We start from the raw sequence: 16850 nt of genomic DNA on the forward strand, positions 1-16850 counted from the left end.
TGGCTTTATCTTTCTGATTTTGTAAAGACACCACGTTCTACCAAGCTATCCATGAGGAAGTAGAATTTTTCCTGATGAATGTGGTGGTCTTCTGATTTGAAAATATCAACTAGGCGTAGCCCAAACTTGTCAGTGATATTGATTTTAGCACCTGTAAGTTCCTTGTTAATGATGATTTTGAGTTGGAATCCCTCACCGCTGTTCGGAACTTTTTCCAAAAGGCGAGTCAATTCATAGTTACCAACCTTAGTCTCAAAAAAGGTATTGTCCTTAAGGGTGAATTTTTTAACAGAAGGGCTAAGAGTGTAGTCGTAACGACAATTTTTTAACTGAATGGTTTTTTCAAATGCCATATGGCTAACCTCCGATAATTTCTTTTAAGGTTTTTGCGAGGGTATGTAGGTCTTCAACAGTATTTTCTGGCGACAAACTGATACGAACGGATTCCTTCAAGCGTTCTGAATTTGCTCCGTACATAGCTTCAAGAACATGGCTGGATTGGACAATGCCTGCAGTACAGGCTGAGCCAGTAGAGATTGAAATTCCAGCTAAATCTAGCCGAAGGAGTAAGAGGTCATTTTTCTGGCCAGGAAATCCAATATTGAGAACATAAGGGAGATGGTGTTCGCCTCTATTCAGGTAATACTGAAATCCTTCTAGCTCTGCCAGAAAGGCAGTTTCTAGATTTTGTATATGTTGAAAATGTTCTTCTTGTTTTTCTAGGTCTTCTTTTAGGGCTGCAACCATGCCTACGATGGCAGCCAAATTTTCAGTCCCTGCACGTTTTTTCTGTTCTTGATCTCCGCCATGTAGATAGGAATCAAAGTCCATGCTAGATGCGTATAGAAAACCGATTCCCTTGGGACCATGGAATTTATGTGCCGAAGCAGTGAGAAAATCAATGCCCAATTCTTCTGGGTGAATAGGGATTTTTCCAATAGCCTGAACTGCATCGACATGATAGGCAGCAGGGTGTTGCTTGAGTATTTGGCCAATTTCAGCAATGGGCAGTAGGTTTCCTGTCTCGTTATTGGCAAACATGGTAGAAACCAAAATCGTATCGTCACGTAAAGCCTTTTGAATTTGTTGGGCTGTGATTTCTTGATTTTCTGGCTGGATAATGGTTGCTTCAAAACCAAAGTGTTGAACCAAGTAATCAATTGTTTCAAGGACGGCATGGTGCTCAATGGCAGTTGTGATGATATGTTTTCCTTGTTCTTGATGACGAAGGCAGTAGCCAATGATGGCAGTATTGTTGCCTTCAGTCCCACCAGAAGTGAAAAAGATATGTTGAGGTTTTGTCCCCAGTAACTGGGCTAGTTCCTGACGGGCTTCTCGCAAGAGTTTACCAGCTTGACGACCATGACCATGAATACTAGAAGGGTTTCCGTGGGTTTCTTGCATAACCTTGGTCATCGCTGAAATAGCAACTGCTGACATGGGAGTCGTTGCAGCATTGTCCAAATAAATCAAAGAATCACCTTATTTCTTTTTATTGTAGGCAAAGAGTGGGCTGACTGGTTTTCTTTCGTGAATACGGACGATGGCATCACCAATTAACTCACTAGCAGTGATGTAGCATACGTTTTTAGGAGTTTTTTCTTTTGTTGCTACTGAATCAGTCACAAGAATTTCTTTAATATTAGTTTTGTCAAGAAGTTCAGCAGCTCCTTCGACGAAGAGACCGTGGCTAGAAACAGCATAAATTTCTGTAGCTCCTTCACGTTCAACGATTTTGGCAGCTTCAGAGAAGGTACGTCCTGTATTAAGGATATCGTCAATTAAAATAGCTTTCTTACCTTCAACATCACCGATGATATAACCTTCGTTGCGAGTTGCATCGTCTTGTGGGTAGTCGATAATGGCGATAGGAGCATCAAGATATTCAGCCAAGCTACGAGCGCGTTTCACACCTGAATTCTTAGGGCTAACAACAACAACATCTGAACCAAGTAAGCCCTTATCGCAATAATGTTTTGCAAATAGGGGAACTGTGAAAAGGTTATCAACAGGAATGTCAAAGAAGCCTTGAACCTGAACGGCATGCAAATCAAGCGTAAGGATACGATCGACACCAGCCTTAACTAGCATATTGGCAACTAGTTTTGCTGTAAGTGGCTCACGAGGTGAAGCGATGCGGTCTTGACGTGCATAGCCAAAATATGGAAGAACAACGTTGATGCTGTGGGCACTTGCACGCACACAAGCGTCGACCATGATAAGCAATTCCATTAGGTGGTTGTTAACAGGGAAACTTGTTGATTGGATGATGTACACATCATAACCACGGACACTTTCTTCGATATTTACTTGGATTTCTCCATCTGAAAATTGACGTGATGATAGTTTTCCAAGTGGGACACCAACAGCTTGAGCAATTTTCTGTGCAATCTCTTGGTTAGAGTTGAGCGCGAAAAGTTTCATATTTTTTCTATCTGACATTATAGACCGTCCTCTGTAAACTTTATAAAACCGAGTTATATCTGCTTTACATATATGAACTAGGTTTTGTGTATTTTTATCTTTTCTATTTTACCAAAAAATAGAGATTATTTCAGCTATTTTTCATGCTTTTGACAAATCGAACCAATTTTGAAGGAGCTTTTTGGTAAGCAATCTGATTTTTCTCTAAAAATTGCTGGAAATCTTGCTTTCCTTGCTCGTGATTTTCCACCTCAAGCTCTAATTCGTAATCTGTAATATCAAAGTACTGACTTTCATCCAGTGCCATGAGGCCAATTGGTGTTTGCATTTCATAGCGAAGAGTTGTTAGACAACCAAGAACCTGCCATTTTTTACTTTGGATACCATGTTTAGCCAATTCATCCAGCACCAGTCCCTGAGGAAGTTCTTCTTTAGCCAGATAATCTTCAGCATCTGTTAGTTCCAATTTTTGGTTGTACTCCATGTTTCCAACACTTTGCGGGACTTTGAGTGTCAATTCTGCCCAGTCTTCAAAAGTTCGAATGCGCATAGCAACCTTCTTTTCTCGCAGTTCAAAATCAGGCGTGTCGATGTAGTAATTTTTTTGAAGAACAGGAGTGACACCTGTGAACTGGTCTTTTAGACGATCATATTCATCTTTTTTCAGGAGTGTTTTCAATTCAATTTCTAAATGTTTCATTTTTCTTACCTTTTCTTTATCGTTGAAAGCGGATTTATGGTATAATAAGCATTGTATTTATTGTATATGAATCTGGAGAAAAAATCAAAGATATTTTTGAAGGATAATATGAGAACAAGGGAGAATATATGACCTTAGAATGGGAAGAATTTCTAGATCCTTACATTCAAGCTGTTGGTGAGTTAAAGATTAAACTTCGTGGTATTCGTAAGCAATATCGCAAGCAAAATAAGCATTCTCCGATTGAGTTTGTGACTGGTCGAGTCAAGCCGATTGAAAGTATCAAGGAAAAAATGGCTCGTCGTGGCATTACTTATGCGACCTTGGAACACGATTTGCAGGATATTGCTGGCTTGCGTGTGATGGTCCAGTTTGTAGATGACGTCAAGGAAGTAGTGGAAATTTTGCGCAAACGTCAGGATATGCGGATCATACAGGAGCGTGATTACATTACTCATCGAAAATCCTCAGGCTATCGTTCCTATCATGTGGTAGTTGAATATTCGGTTGATACCATTAATGGAGCTAAGACCATTTTGGCGGAAATTCAAATTCGTACCTTGGCTATGAATTTTTGGGCAACGATAGAACATTCTCTCAACTACAAGTACCAAGGGGATTTCCCAGAGGAGATTAAGAAGCGACTGGAAATTACTGCCAAAATTGCCCATCAATTGGATGAAGAAATGGGTAAAATTCGAGATGATATCCAGGAAGCCCAGGCTCTTTTTGATCCTTTGAGTAGAAAATTAAATGACGGTGTAGGAAACAGTGACGATACAGATGAAGAATACAGGTAAACGAATTGACCTGATAGCTAATAGAAAACCGCAGAGTCAAAGGGTTTTGTATGAATTGCGAGATCGTTTGAAGAGAAATCAGTTTATACTCAATGATACCAATCCGGATATTGTCATTTCCATCGGTGGGGATGGTATGCTCTTGTCGGCCTTTCATAAGTACGAAAATCAGCTTGACAAGGTCCGCTTCATTGGTGTTCACACTGGACATTTGGGCTTCTATACGGACTACCGTGATTTTGAGTTGGACAAGCTAGTGACTAATTTGCAGCTAGATACTGGGGCAAAGGTATCATACCCTGTTCTGAATGTGAAGGTTTTTCTTGAAAATGGGGAAGTGAAGATTTTTAGAGCACTAAATGAAGCCAGCATCCGCAGGTCTGATCGAACCATGGTGGCGGATGTTGTGATTAACGGTGTCCACTTTGAACGTTTTCGTGGAGATGGGCTAACAGTTTCAACTCCGACTGGTAGTACAGCCTATAACAAGTCGCTTGGTGGAGCTGTTTTACACCCAACCATTGAAGCTTTGCAATTAACGGAAATTGCTAGCCTTAACAATCGTGTCTATCGAACCCTGGGCTCTTCCATTATTGTGCCTAAGAAGGATAAGATTGAACTCATACCAACGAGAAACGATTATCATACCATTTCGGTTGACAATAGCGTTTATTCATTCCGTAATATTGAGCGTATTGAGTATCAAATAGACCATCATAAGATTCACTTTGTCGCATCACCGAGCCATACCAGTTTCTGGAACCGAGTTAAGGATGCTTTTATCGGCGAGGTGGACGAATGAGGTTTGAATTTATCGCAGATGAGCATGTCAAGGTTAAGACCTTCTTAAAAAAGCACGAGATTTCTAAGGGGCTGCTAGCTAAGATTAAGTTTCGAGGCGGAGCTATTCTGGTCAATGATCAACCACAAAATGCGACGTATCTATTGGATATTGGAGACCGAGTTATCATAGATATTCCCGCTGAGGAAGGTTTTGAAACTCTCGAAGCTATCGAGCGCCCACTGGATATTCTCTATGAGGATGACCATTTTCTAGTCTTAAATAAACCCTATGGAGTGGCTTCTATTCCTAGTGTTAATCACTCCAATACTATCGCTAATTTTATCAAGGGTTACTACGTCAAGCAAGACTATGAGAATCAGCAGGTTCACATTGTAACTAGACTTGATAGAGATACTTCTGGCTTGATGCTCTTTGCCAAGCACGGCTATGCCCATGCACGATTAGACAAGCAGTTGCAGAAGAAGTCCATTGAAAAACGCTACTTTGCTTTGGTTAAAGGCGATGGACACTTGGAGTCAGAGGGGGAAATTATTGCCCCGATTGCACGTGATGAAGACTCTATTATCACTAGAAGAGTAGCTAAAGGTGGGAAGTACGCCCATACTTCTTACAAGATTGTAGCTTCTTATGGGAATATTCATTTGGTAGACATTCGCCTGCACACTGGGCGAACCCACCAAATCCGAGTCCATTTTTCTCATATTGGTTTTCCTTTGTTGGGAGATGACTTGTATGGTGGTAGTCTAGACGATGGAATTCAGCGCCAGGCCCTACATTGCCATTATCTATCCTTTTATCATCCATTTTTAGAGCAAGACTTGCAGTTAGAAAGTCCCTTGCCGGATGATTTCAGCAACCTTATTACCCAGTTATCAACTAATACTCTATAAAAACTGATTCAGAGTATAATTATTATCTTAAAGGAGAAAACTCATGGAAGTTTTTGAAAGTCTCAAAGCCAACTTGGTTGGTAAAAATGCTCGTATCGTTCTCCCTGAAGGGGAAGAGCCTCGTATTCTTCAAGCGACTAAACGCCTGGTAAAAGAAACAGAAGTGATTCCTGTTTTGCTTGGAAATCCTGAAAAAATTAAAATCTATCTTGAAATCGAAGGTATTGAGGACGGTTATGAAGTCATCGACCCTCAACACTACGATAAATTTGAAGAAATGGTTGCTGCCTTGGTAGAACGTCGCAAGGGCAAAATGTCTGAAGAAGATGCACGCAAGGTTTTGGTTGAAGATGTCAACTATTTTGGTGTTATGTTAGTATACCTGGGCTTGGTTGATGGAATGGTGTCAGGAGCGATTCACTCAACAGCTTCAACAGTTCGTCCAGCTCTTCAAATCATCAAAACTCGTCCAAATGTAACTCGTACTTCAGGTGCCTTCCTCATGGTTCGTGGTACGGAGCGTTACCTCTTTGGGGACTGTGCCATCAATATCAATCCAGACGCGGAAGCTTTGGCTGAAATTGCAATCAACTCAGCAATTACAGCTAAGATGTTTGGCATCGAGCCTAAAATTGCTATGCTAAGTTATTCTACTAAGGGTTCAGGTTTTGGTGAAAGCGTTGATAAGGTTGTAGAAGCAACTAAAATTGCTCACGACTTGCGTCCTGACCTTGAAATCGATGGTGAGTTACAATTTGATGCAGCCTTTGTTCCAGAAACTGCAGCTCTGAAAGCTCCTGGAAGTACGGTAGCTGGTCAAGCAAATGTCTTCATCTTCCCAGGTATCGAGGCAGGAAATATCGGTTACAAGATGGCTGAACGTCTTGGTGGTTTTGCGGCTGTTGGACCTGTTTTGCAAGGTTTGAACAAGCCAGTTAACGACCTTTCTCGTGGATGTAATGCTGATGATGTTTACAAGTTAACCCTTATCACAGCAGCCCAAGCTGTTCATCAGTAAGATTTAGTCCTCTTTCCCTTGGGAAGAGGCTTTTTAATACTAGGAAAAGGACAGTTAGAGTCTTCTGTGTTATACTAGAGATATGTTAGATTTGAAAGAATACGGTATCGTCATGTGGCCGGATGAGAAGATCATTTCTTTCCGTGAGAAACTTCTTGCCTGGTATGATGAAAACAAAAGAGATTTACCCTGGCGTAGAAGTAAAAATCCTTATCATATCTGGGTCTCTGAAATTATGCTCCAGCAGACTAGGGTGGATACGGTTATTCCCTATTACGAACGATTCTTGGACTGGTTTCCAACAGTAGAAAGCTTAGCGAATACGCCTGAAGAGCGTTTGTTGAAGGCTTGGGAAGGTTTGGGTTATTATTCTCGAGTTCGTAATATGCAGGCTGCAGCCCAGCAGATTATGACAGACTTTGGTGGTCAATTTCCAAACACCTATGAAGGAATTTCCAGCTTGAAAGGGATTGGTCCTTACACAGCAGGAGCCATTTCCAGTATTGCTTTTAACTTGCCTGAGCCAGCTGTAGATGGTAATGTCATGCGTGTTTTGGCACGTCTATTTGAAGTTAATCACGATATTGGGATTCCAAGTAATCGTAAAATTTTTCAGGCAATGATGGAAATCTTGATTGACCCAGAAAGGCCTGGTGACTTTAATCAAGCCTTGATGGACTTGGGCTCAGATATTGAGGCACCTGTAAATCCCAGACCAGAAGAAAGCCCAATTAAGGACTTTAGTGCAGCATATCAGAATGGAACCATGAACCGTTATCCAATCAAGGCTCCAAAGAAAAAGCCTGTTCCTATTTATCTTAAAGCCTTAGTTGTGAACAATTCTCAGGGACAATTTTTACTTGAAAAGAATGAAAGTGAAAAGCTATTGGCAGGTTTTTGGCATTTCCCACTGGTAGAAGTAGGTGACTTTTCGCAAGAGGAGCAGTTTGACCTCTTCCATCAGGTTGCAGAAGAAAGTGTGAATTTTGGACCCAGTCCAGAAGAGAGTTTCCAGCAGGACTATGACCTAGATGTTGATTGGCTTGATATTTATTTTGACACTGTTAAGCATGTCTTTAGTCATCGCAAGTGGCATGTTCAAATTGTAGCAGGTCAGGTGACTGACTTCCATGACTTTTCCGATAGGGAAGTTCGCTGGCTTTCACCAGAAGAGTTTAAGGATTTTCCACTTGCCAAACCCCAACAAAAAATCTGGCAGGCTTATGCAAAAGCCAACTTAGACAGTAGCAAAGATTAGCTATTGTGTTTTCTTGTTATTTTTTTGATATAATAGTAGAGAAAAAGGTGAACAAATGAAAAAAATATTAATTGTAGATGATGAAAAACCAATCTCAGATATTATCAAGTTTAATATGACCAAGGAAGGTTACGAGGTTGTAACTGCTTTTAATGGTCGTGAAGCGCTAGAGCTATTTGAAGCAGAGCAACCAGATATTATTATTCTTGATTTGATGCTTCCAGAAATTGATGGTTTAGAAGTTGCGAAGACTATTCGCAAGACTAGTAGTGTGCCTATTATCATGCTGTCAGCTAAAGACAGTGAATTTGATAAGGTTATCGGTTTAGAACTTGGGGCGGATGACTATGTGACAAAACCCTTCTCAAATCGTGAGTTGCAGGCGCGTGTTAAAGCTCTTCTTCGTCGCACGGACTTGGCTTCTGTAGACAATCAAGAGTCAGATGAAAAGAAAACCCAACCCTTACAAATTGGGGACTTGGAGATTGTGCCAGATGCTTATGTAGCTAAAAAATACGGTGAAGAATTAGACTTAACCCACCGTGAATTTGAACTCTTGTACCACTTGGCATCTCATATTGGTCAAGTGATTACGCGTGAACACTTGCTTGAAACGGTCTGGGGTTATGATTATTTCGGAGATGTTCGGACTGTTGACGTAACTATCAGACGTTTGCGTGAGAAGATTGAAGATACACCTAGTCGTCCAGAGTATATCCTAACACGTCGTGGTGTTGGTTATTATATGAGAAATAATGATTGAATTGATTAGAAAAAATATTCTTACTAGTGATTTTATCTTCATTTTAATTTTATTGGGTTTTATCTTGATTGTTACCTTGCTTTTGCTAGAAAATCGGCGAGATAATATTCGGTTGAAGCAAATTAATCAAAAAGTTAAAGACTTGATTGCAGGAGATTATTCTCAGGTATTGGATATGCAGGGAAGCTCTGAAATCACTAATATTACCAATAATCTCAATGATTTATCAGAAGTAATCCGTTTGACTCAAGAAAATCTGGAACAAGAGAGTAAACGATTACATAGTATCCTCTCTTATATGACGGACGGAGTCCTTGCGACCAATCGTCGTGGCAAGATTACCATGATTAATGACATGGCTAAGAAACAGTTAGGTGTTCAGAAAGAAGATGTTCTAAACAAAAGTATCCTAGAATTGCTTGAGATTGAAGATGAGTATGAACTTCGTGATTTGATTACCCAAGTTCCTGAGCTTATGATTGATTCTCAGGATGCCAATGGTGAATATCTGAGCCTTCGTGTACGTTTTGCCTTGGTTCGTCGAGAGTCTGGCTTTATCTCAGGTTTGGTTGCAGTTTTGCATGATACGACGGAGCAGGAGAAGGAAGAACGGGAACGGAGACTCTTTGTTTCCAACGTTAGTCATGAGCTACGAACGCCTCTGACTAGCGTAAAATCCTATCTTGAAGCCTTGGATGAGGGTGCCTTGTCAGAACCTGTCGCTCCAGACTTTATCAAGGTGTCTCTAGACGAAACAAACCGTATGATGCGGATGGTGACGGATCTTCTCCATCTTTCACGTATTGATAATGCGACCAGTCACCTGGATGTGGAACTGATTAACTTTACTGCCTTTATTACCTTTATCCTTAACCGCTTTGATAAGATGAGGGGATCAGATGAAGAGAAGAAATATGAATTGGTTAGAGATTATCCGATTACCTCTGTCTGGATTGAAATTGATACAGACAAGATGACGCAGGTGATTGATAATATTCTCAACAATGCCATTAAATATTCTCCAGATGGTGGAAAAATCACAGTGACCATGAAGACAACTGATGATCAGATGATTTTGTCGATTTCAGACCAAGGATTGGGTATTCCTAAGCAGGATTTGCCTCGTATCTTTGACCGTTTCTACCGTGTGGATCGTGCTAGAAGTCGTGCCCAAGGTGGAACAGGTTTGGGACTGTCTATTGCCAAAGAAATTATCAAACAACATAATGGTTTTATTTGGGCCAAGAGTGAATACGGTAAGGGATCAACCTTCACCATTGTGCTCCCTTACGATAAGGATGCAGTGAAGGAAGAAGTATGGGAGGACGAAGTAGAAGACTAGAATGAGTGAAACAGGCTTTAAATACAGTATTTTAGCGTCGGGTTCCAGTGGAAATTCCTTTTATCTGGAAACCCCAAAAAAGAAGCTTTTAGTGGATGCAGGCTTGTCGGGTAAAAAAATCACCAGCCTACTTGCTGAAATAAATCGCAAGCCAGAAGATCTGGATGCCATCTTAATTACGCATGAGCATTCTGACCATATCCATGGAGTCGGTGTGTTGGCTCGCAAGTATGGTATGGATTTGTATGCCAATGAAAAGACCTGGCAGGCTATGGAAAATAGCAAGTATCTTGGCAAGGTGGATGCCTCGCAAAAGCATATCTTTGAAATGGGTAAAACCAAAACCTTTGGAGATATCGACATTGAAAGTTTTGGTGTTAGCCATGATGCTGTTGCTCCACAGTTTTACCGCTTTATGAAAGATGATAAGAGTTTTGTCATGCTGACGGATACAGGATATGTCAGTGACCGAATGGCAGGTATAGTCGAAAACGCCGATGGCTACCTAATTGAGTCAAACCATGATGTAGAAATACTTCGAGCAGGTTCTTACGCATGGCGACTCAAACAACGAATCCTATCCGACCTAGGCCACCTCTCAAATGAAGATGGTGCTGATGCCATGATTCGCACACTAGGTAATCGTACCAAGAAGATTTACCTAGGACATTTGTCTAAAGAGAATAATATTAAAGAACTAGCCCACATGACCATGGTCAATCAGTTAGCTCAAGCAGATCTAGGAGTAGGAGTGGATTTTCAAGTTTACGATACGTCTCCAGACACTGCAACACCTTTAACGGATATATAAAAATGAACACCAAGTGGTGTTCATTTTTAATGAATCGTAGTTTTAAATTTATGCTATAATAAATTCATAAGCGATTATAATGGAGAAATATAAATTGAAGAAGACTTGGACATTTTCAGATTACTATGACACAATCATATTATTATTAGCATTGATATCTGTGGTGCTAGTTATTTTTGGATTTATGGATGTTATAGATTTGCATAATCCGCCTTACAATATTATTGATTTAATGATTTGGATAGTGTTTATAGTAGACTATCTATGGCGTTTCTTTACTAGTAAAGAAAAATTTCGTTTCATTATTGATAATATTTTTGATTTATTGGCAATCCTTCCATCAAATGCTATTTTTACAGTTTTCCGTTTGGGACGTATTTTTCGTTTAGCAAAATTAACAAAATTAGTTAAACTTACAAGGTTATTAAGAATAATTGGCTTAAGTGGAAAATTAGAAAGAAAAGCTAGTAGATTACTACGAACGAATGGCTTGCTTTATATCTTATATGTCAATGTATTTATTGTATTTGTTGGAAGCTCAATCTTCTCAGTTGTAGAGGAGAAGGCTTTCTCAGATAGTCTTTGGTGGACTATTGTTACAGTAACAACTGTTGGTTTTGGTGATATAGTCCCAAGTTCAATATTTGGGAAATGGTTAGCAATAATCTTAATGCTAGTGGGAATTGGAACGATTGGGATGCTAACTAGCGCCTTAACTAATTTTTTTGTTAAAGAAAATTCTAATGAAGAATCCAAATTAGATGAACTACAGAATGAATTAGTTATGCAAAGGCGTTTAGTCGAGAAGCAGGCTGAAAGGATTGAAGAACTTCATAAAATGGTACAAGAATTGCTTAAAAAGTATTAGTTTAGAAAAAAACAAAAACCACTCAAACGAGTGGTTTTTATAATCCAGCAAATTCTTTGATTTCTTGAGCTGACATAGAAGAATCACAACGGACCTTAATCTCACCATTTTCAACATGAACAAAACCTGGTACAGTTGGGATTTCGTAACGTGATCGGAAGTCTTGCAATGCATCTAGTTGACTTGGTTCTTCACTATTGATGAAATAGATGTGTGCTTTTGTTTCAGCTACGACACCTGCCAATGTACCTGCAAATTTACGGCAGTAAGGGCAAGTTTTGCGACCGATAAAGAAGGTTGCAGTTTCTTTTTTATCAAGAGCTTCTTGCGCACGCGCAACTGTAGTGACTTCAAGGTCTTTGATATTATCTAAAAATTGTTCCATGAGATTACCTCGCTTTCATTGATAAGTCTAGTATGCCATAAAGTTTCTAAAATTGCTTAGATTTGATACGAAAAAAAGATGAGATTGGTTGGTCTCATCTTTTATAGGGTTTTATTTTACAAAAGCATTGATTTCTGCTTCGATGTTAGCAATTTTAGCTTGTGATTCTTCGTTGGTTTCACCTACAACTGCAATGTAGAACTTGATTTTTGGTTCTGTCCCTGAAGGGCGAACGGCAATCCACGAACCGTCAGCAAGTGTGTATTTCAACACATCACTTGGAGGAGTTGTCAAGTTTGTAACAGTGCCGTCAGCAGCAGTAGCTGTTTGAGCTTTGAAGTCTTCTACGACAGTGATAGCTGTTGCATTCCATTCTTTTGGAGCATTGTTACGGAATTTAGCCATAATCGCTTTGATTTGTTCAGCACCATCGACACCTGAAAGGGTAACAGAGATAGTTTTTTCAGCGTAGTAGCCGTACTCTTTGTAGATTTCTTCGATACCGTCAGCAAGGGTCAAACCACGTGAACGGTAGTAGGCAGCAAGTTCAGCAACGACAAGAACAGCTTGGATAGCGTCTTTATCACGTACGAATGGTTTAATCAAGTAACCGAAGCTTTCTTCAAATCCCATCATGTAAGTGTGATTGTGTTTTTCTTCGAATTCTTGGATTTTTTCAGCGATGAATTTGAAACCAGTCAGAACGTTGAACATAGTTGCGCCGTAGCTTTCAGCAATCTTCGTTACCAAGTCAGTTGATACGATAGATTTGCAAAGGGCTGCATTTTCAGGCAGAGTTCCGGCATTTTTGTGGGCTTCCAAGATGTATTTTGCCATGATAGCACCGATTTGGTTACCTGAAAGGTTGAGGTAGCTACCATCTTTTTGAAGAACTTCAACACCAACACGGTCAGCATCAGGGTCAGTTGCCACAAGAACATCTGCACCAACTTGACGACCAAGTTCTTCAGCAAGGGCAAAGGCTGCTTGGCTTTCTGGGTTTGGAGATTTTACAGTTGAGAAGTCTGGGTCAGGAGTTGCTTGCGCTTCAACGACTTGAACAGAGTCAAATCCTGCTTGGGCAAGAGCACGACGAGCCAACATTTCACCAGTACCATGAAGTGGTGTGTATACAATTTTCATGTCTTTACCGAATTCTTCAATCAAGGCTGGGTTGATGTTTACGTCCTTAACCTCTTTAAGGTATTCTACGTCAACAGCTTCGCCGATAACTTCAATTAAGCCAGAAGCTTTTTCAGCTTCCACATCAGCAACTTCAACTGCAAATGGATTTTCGATTGCACGAATGTATGTTGTCAAAGCGTCTGCATCGTGTGGAGGCATTTGTCCACCGTCTTCACCGTAAACCTTGTAACCGTTAAATGGTGCTGGGTTGTGGCTAGCTGTGACCATGATACCTGCGAAACAGTTGAGGTGACGAACTGCAAATGATAGTTCTGGAGTTGGACGAAGGCTTTCAAATACGTAAGATTTGATGCCGTGTTTAGCAAGAACGGCCGCAGACTCAAAGGCAAACTCAGGTGAGAAGTGACGGCTATCGTAGGCAATTGCCACACCACGTTCTTTTTCATTTCCACCTTTTGACTCGATCAAACGAGCCAATCCTTCAGTAGCTTGGCGAACAACGTAGATGTTGATGCGGTTTGTACCAGCACCAATCAGGCCACGCATGCCTGCAGTACCAAATTCAAGATTCGTATAGAAGGCATCTTCCTTAGTTTTTTCGTCCATATTTTCCAAATCTTGACGAAGATAGTCAGGAAGCTCCGCAAAATCAACCCATTTCTGGTAATTTTCTTGGTAAGACATTGAAATTCTCCTTTTTGTAAATTGTTTTAACCGTTCACATTATAGCACTTTTTAGCGTTTTAGTAAAACGGTAGCATAATTTTCAGAAAAGTGGTGTCATATGCTGGTTTATCAAGTCTTGAATGCCTTAGGGAAACATGCTATACTACTTGTATGATTATTTTACAAGCTAATAAAATTGAACGTTCTTTTGCAGGAGAGGTTCTTTTTGATAATATCACACTGCAAGTTGATGAACGAGACAGGATTGCTCTTGTTGGGAAAAATGGAGCAGGTAAGTCTACTCTTTTGAAGATTTTGGTTGGAGAAGAGGAGCCAACTAGTGGAGAAATCAATAAGAAAAAAGATATTTCTCTGTCTTACTTAGCCCAAGATAGCCGTTTTGAGTCTGAAAATACCATCTACGATGAGATGCTTCATGTCTTTGATGATTTGCGTCGGACGGAGAAACAACTTCGTCAGATGGAGCTAGAGATGGGAGAAAAGTCTGGTGCTGATTTGGATAAACTGATGTCAGATTACGACCGCTTATCTGAGAATTTTCGCCAAGCAGGTGGCTTTACCTATGAAGCTGATATACGAGCGATTTTAAATGGATTTAAGTTTGACGAGTCTATGTGGCAGATGAAAATTGCCGAGCTTTCGGGTGGTCAAAATACTCGTCTGGCGCTGGCCAAAATGCTCCTTGAAAAGCCCAATCTCTTGGTCTTGGACGAGCCAACCAACCACTTGGATATTGAAACCATTGCCTGGCTAGAGAATTACTTGGTAAACTATAGCGGCGCCCTTATTATTGTCAGCCACGACCGTTACTTCTTAGACAAGGTTGCGACAATTACGCTGGATTTGACCAAGCATTCCTTGGATCGTTATGTGGGCAATTACTCTCGTTTTGTTGAATTAAAGGAGCAAAAACTAGCTACTGAGGCAAAAAACTATGAAAAGCAACAAAAGGAAATCGCTGCTCTGGAAGACTTTGTCAATCGCAATCTAGTTCGAGCTTCAACGACTAAACGTGCCCAATCCCGTCGTAAACAACTAGAAAAAATGGAGCGTTTGGACAAGCCAGAAGCTGGTAAGAAATCAGCCAATATGACCTTCCAGTCTGAGAAAACGTCGGGCAATGTTGTCCTGACTGTTGAAAATGCAGCTATTGGCTATGATGGGGAAATATTGTCAGAGCCTATCAACTTAGACCTTCGTAAGATGAATGCTGTCGCTATCGTCGGTCCAAATGGAATCGGCAAGTCAACCTTTATCAAGTCTATTATGGACCAGATTCCTTTTATCAAGGGTGAAAAGCGCTTTGGTGCCAATGTTGAGGTCGGTTACTATGACCAAACCCAAAGCAAGCTGACACCAAGTAATACTGTACTGGATGAACTCTGGAATGATTTTAAACTGACACCAGAAGTTGAAATCCGAAACCGTCTAGGTGCCTTCCTTTTCTCAGGAGATGATGTTAAAAAATCAGTTGGCATGCTGTCTGGTGGGGAGAAAGCGCGTTTGCTTCTTGCTAAATTATCTATGGAAAACAACAACTTCTTGATTCTGGATGAGCCAACCAACCACTTGGATATTGATAGCAAGGAAGTGTTGGAAAATGCCTTGATTGACTTCGATGGAACTCTTCTCTTCGTCAGCCACGACCGTTACTTTATCAATCGTGTAGCAACTCATGTTTTGGAATTGTCTGAGAATGGTTCGACTCTTTACTTGGGTGATTACGACTACTATGTTGAGAAGAAAGCAGAAGTAGAAATGACTCAGGCTGAGGAAGCTTCAACTAGCAATCAAGCAAAAGAAGCAAGTCCAGTCAATGACTATCAAGCTCAGAAAGAAAGTCAAAAAGAAGTTCGCAAACTCATGCGACAAATCGAAAGTCTAGAAGCTGAAATTGAAGAGTTAGAAAGTCAAAGCCAAGATATTTCTGAACAAATGTTGGAAACAAACGATGCCGACAAACTGATGGAATTACAGGCTGAGCTGGACAAAATCAGTCATCGTCAGGAAGAAGCTATGCTTGAGTGGGAAGAATTATCAGAGCAGGTGTAAAAATGGAACATCTTGGAAAAGTATTTCGTGAATTTCGAACAAGTGGCAATTATTCCTTAAAGGAGGCTGCAGGCGAGTCCTGTTCAACTTCTCAGTTATCTCGCTTCGAGCTTGGGGAGTCTGATCTAGCAGTTTCCCGTTTCTTTGATATTTTAGATAACATTCATGTCACAATCGAAAATTTCATGGATAAGGCAAGAAAGTTTCACTATCATGAACATGTTGCCATGATGGGACAAATTGTACCCCTTTACTACTCAAATGATATTGCAGGTTTTCAAAAGCTTCAAAGAGAACAACTTGAAAAGGCTAAGAGTTCGACGAATCCCCTCTATTTTGAGCTGAACTGGATTTTGCTACAAGGTCTGATTTGTCAAAGAGATTCGAGTTATGATATGAATCAGGATGATTTGGATAAGGTAGCAGATTATCTCTTCAAAACAGAAGAATGGACCATGTATGAGTTGATTCTTTTCGGTAACCTCTATAGTTTCTACGATGTGGATTATGTCACTCGAATTGGAAGAGAAGTTATGGAGAGGGAAGAATTTTATCAAGAAATTGGTCGCCATAGAAAACTGGTCTTGATTTTAGCCCTTAATTGTTACCAGCATTGTTTAGAGCATCTTTCTTTTGATAATGCTAGCTATTTCGAGGCTTATACAGAGAAGATTATTGGCAAAGGTATTAAGCTTTATGAGCGTAATGTTTTCCATTATCTAAGAGGTTTTGCCTTGTACCAAAAAGGACAGTGTAAAGAAGGCTGTAAGCAGATGAAAGAGGCCATGCGTATTTTTGACCTACTAGGTCTTCCAGAGCAAGTAGCCTACTATCAAGAACACTACGAAAAATTTGTCAAAGATTAATTTTCCCAAATAAGGGAAAAAGAAAGAAGCTCCTT

At 40.3% G+C, this 16850-nt stretch carries 17 protein-coding genes; 11 read left to right on the forward strand and 6 right to left on the reverse strand.

The features are described 5' to 3' along the window. Window positions 1-5: 5 nt before the first annotated feature. The 4 genes from B7696_RS09460 to B7696_RS09475 form a co-directional block, all read right to left on the reverse strand. Window positions 6-353, reverse strand: coding sequence for a DUF1831 domain-containing protein (locus B7696_RS09460; RefSeq protein WP_000863540.1), 348 nt, complete (start codon window positions 351-353; stop codon window positions 6-8). 4 nt (window positions 354-357) lie between these two features. Beyond that, entirely contained in the window at window positions 358-1473 is a 1116-nt protein-coding gene (locus tag B7696_RS09465; RefSeq protein WP_084863408.1) for a cysteine desulfurase family protein, read from the reverse strand. Window positions 1474-1482: 9 nt separating this feature from the next. Further along, window positions 1483-2442 carry a ribose-phosphate diphosphokinase gene (locus B7696_RS09470; protein ID WP_004260180.1) on the reverse strand — a complete coding sequence of 320 codons (960 nt, stop codon included), beginning with the start codon at window positions 2440-2442 and terminating at the stop codon, window positions 1483-1485. 112 nt (window positions 2443-2554) lie between these two features. Further along, a complete protein-coding gene (locus B7696_RS09475) occupies window positions 2555-3124 on the reverse strand; it encodes a CYTH domain-containing protein (protein WP_084863410.1) in 570 nt (189 codons plus the stop codon). Between the two features lie 128 nt (window positions 3125-3252). Here B7696_RS09475 and yjbM point away from each other — a divergent pair, with 128 nt between their 5' ends. The 9 genes from yjbM to B7696_RS09520 all read left to right on the forward strand — a co-directional run bounded on the left by yjbM (window position 3253) and on the right by B7696_RS09520 (window position 11679). Continuing rightward, window positions 3253-3924 (forward strand): GTP diphosphokinase, encoded by a 672-nt coding sequence (gene yjbM / locus B7696_RS09480; RefSeq protein WP_070527712.1) that lies wholly within the window; start codon window positions 3253-3255, stop codon window positions 3922-3924. Beyond that, window positions 3908-4726, forward strand: coding sequence for an NAD kinase (locus B7696_RS09485; protein ID WP_033681742.1), 819 nt, complete (start codon window positions 3908-3910; stop codon window positions 4724-4726). Before yjbM ends, B7696_RS09485 begins: the two co-directional genes overlap by 17 nt. Next, the gene (locus B7696_RS09490; RefSeq protein ID WP_024057592.1) at window positions 4723-5619 is read left to right on the forward strand and encodes an RluA family pseudouridine synthase; all 897 of its coding nucleotides are present in this window, start codon (window positions 4723-4725) and stop codon (window positions 5617-5619) included. The genes B7696_RS09485 and B7696_RS09490 overlap by 4 nt, the downstream gene beginning before the upstream one ends. A gap of 43 nt (window positions 5620-5662) precedes the next feature. Next, the gene (pta, locus tag B7696_RS09495; RefSeq protein ID WP_000451571.1) at window positions 5663-6637 is read left to right on the forward strand and encodes a phosphate acetyltransferase; all 975 of its coding nucleotides are present in this window, start codon (window positions 5663-5665) and stop codon (window positions 6635-6637) included. An 82-nt stretch (window positions 6638-6719) separates the two neighbouring features. Continuing rightward, the gene (mutY, locus tag B7696_RS09500; protein WP_084863412.1) at window positions 6720-7895 is read left to right on the forward strand and encodes an A/G-specific adenine glycosylase; all 1176 of its coding nucleotides are present in this window, start codon (window positions 6720-6722) and stop codon (window positions 7893-7895) included. 55 nt (window positions 7896-7950) lie between these two features. Continuing rightward, window positions 7951-8658 (forward strand): response regulator YycF, encoded by a 708-nt coding sequence (gene yycF, locus B7696_RS09505; RefSeq protein WP_084863414.1) that lies wholly within the window; start codon window positions 7951-7953, stop codon window positions 8656-8658. After that, window positions 8651-10000 carry a cell wall metabolism sensor histidine kinase VicK gene (vicK, locus tag B7696_RS09510; protein WP_084863416.1) on the forward strand — a complete coding sequence of 450 codons (1350 nt, stop codon included), beginning with the start codon at window positions 8651-8653 and terminating at the stop codon, window positions 9998-10000. The genes yycF and vicK overlap by 8 nt, the downstream gene beginning before the upstream one ends. Window position 10001: 1 nt before the next feature. Beyond that, window positions 10002-10811 carry an MBL fold metallo-hydrolase gene (locus B7696_RS09515; RefSeq protein ID WP_020902823.1) on the forward strand — a complete coding sequence of 270 codons (810 nt, stop codon included), beginning with the start codon at window positions 10002-10004 and terminating at the stop codon, window positions 10809-10811. 94 nt (window positions 10812-10905) lie between these two features. Next, window positions 10906-11679, forward strand: a complete 774-nt coding sequence (locus tag B7696_RS09520) for a potassium channel family protein (RefSeq protein ID WP_084863535.1) — start codon at window positions 10906-10908, stop codon at window positions 11677-11679. 37 nt (window positions 11680-11716) lie between these two features. Here B7696_RS09520 and B7696_RS09525 read toward each other — a convergent pair whose 3' ends face one another. Together B7696_RS09525 and B7696_RS09530 are read right to left on the reverse strand one after the other, a co-directional pair. Then, complete coding sequence (locus tag B7696_RS09525; RefSeq protein ID WP_020902825.1) at window positions 11717-12064, reverse strand: DUF6568 family protein; 348 nt, start codon at window positions 12062-12064, stop codon at window positions 11717-11719. A gap of 111 nt (window positions 12065-12175) precedes the next feature. After that, window positions 12176-13894, reverse strand: a complete 1719-nt coding sequence (locus B7696_RS09530; RefSeq protein WP_020902826.1) for a phospho-sugar mutase — start codon at window positions 13892-13894, stop codon at window positions 12176-12178. A 153-nt stretch (window positions 13895-14047) separates the two neighbouring features. On the opposite strand from B7696_RS09530, the gene B7696_RS09535 reads away from it, so the two are divergent. Beyond that, on the forward strand, window positions 14048-15949 hold the full coding sequence (locus B7696_RS09535; protein ID WP_084863418.1) for an ABC transporter ATP-binding protein: 1902 nt from the start codon (window positions 14048-14050) through the stop codon (window positions 15947-15949). A 2-nt stretch (window positions 15950-15951) separates the two neighbouring features. After that, window positions 15952-16815, forward strand: coding sequence for an Rgg family transcriptional regulator (locus B7696_RS09540; protein ID WP_084863420.1), 864 nt, complete (start codon window positions 15952-15954; stop codon window positions 16813-16815). Window positions 16816-16850 lie beyond the last annotated feature (35 nt).

The sequence above is a fragment of the Streptococcus mitis genome, assembly GCF_002096815.1.
In the GTDB taxonomy this organism is placed as follows: Bacteria; Bacillota; Bacilli; order Lactobacillales; family Streptococcaceae; genus Streptococcus; species Streptococcus mitis_AD.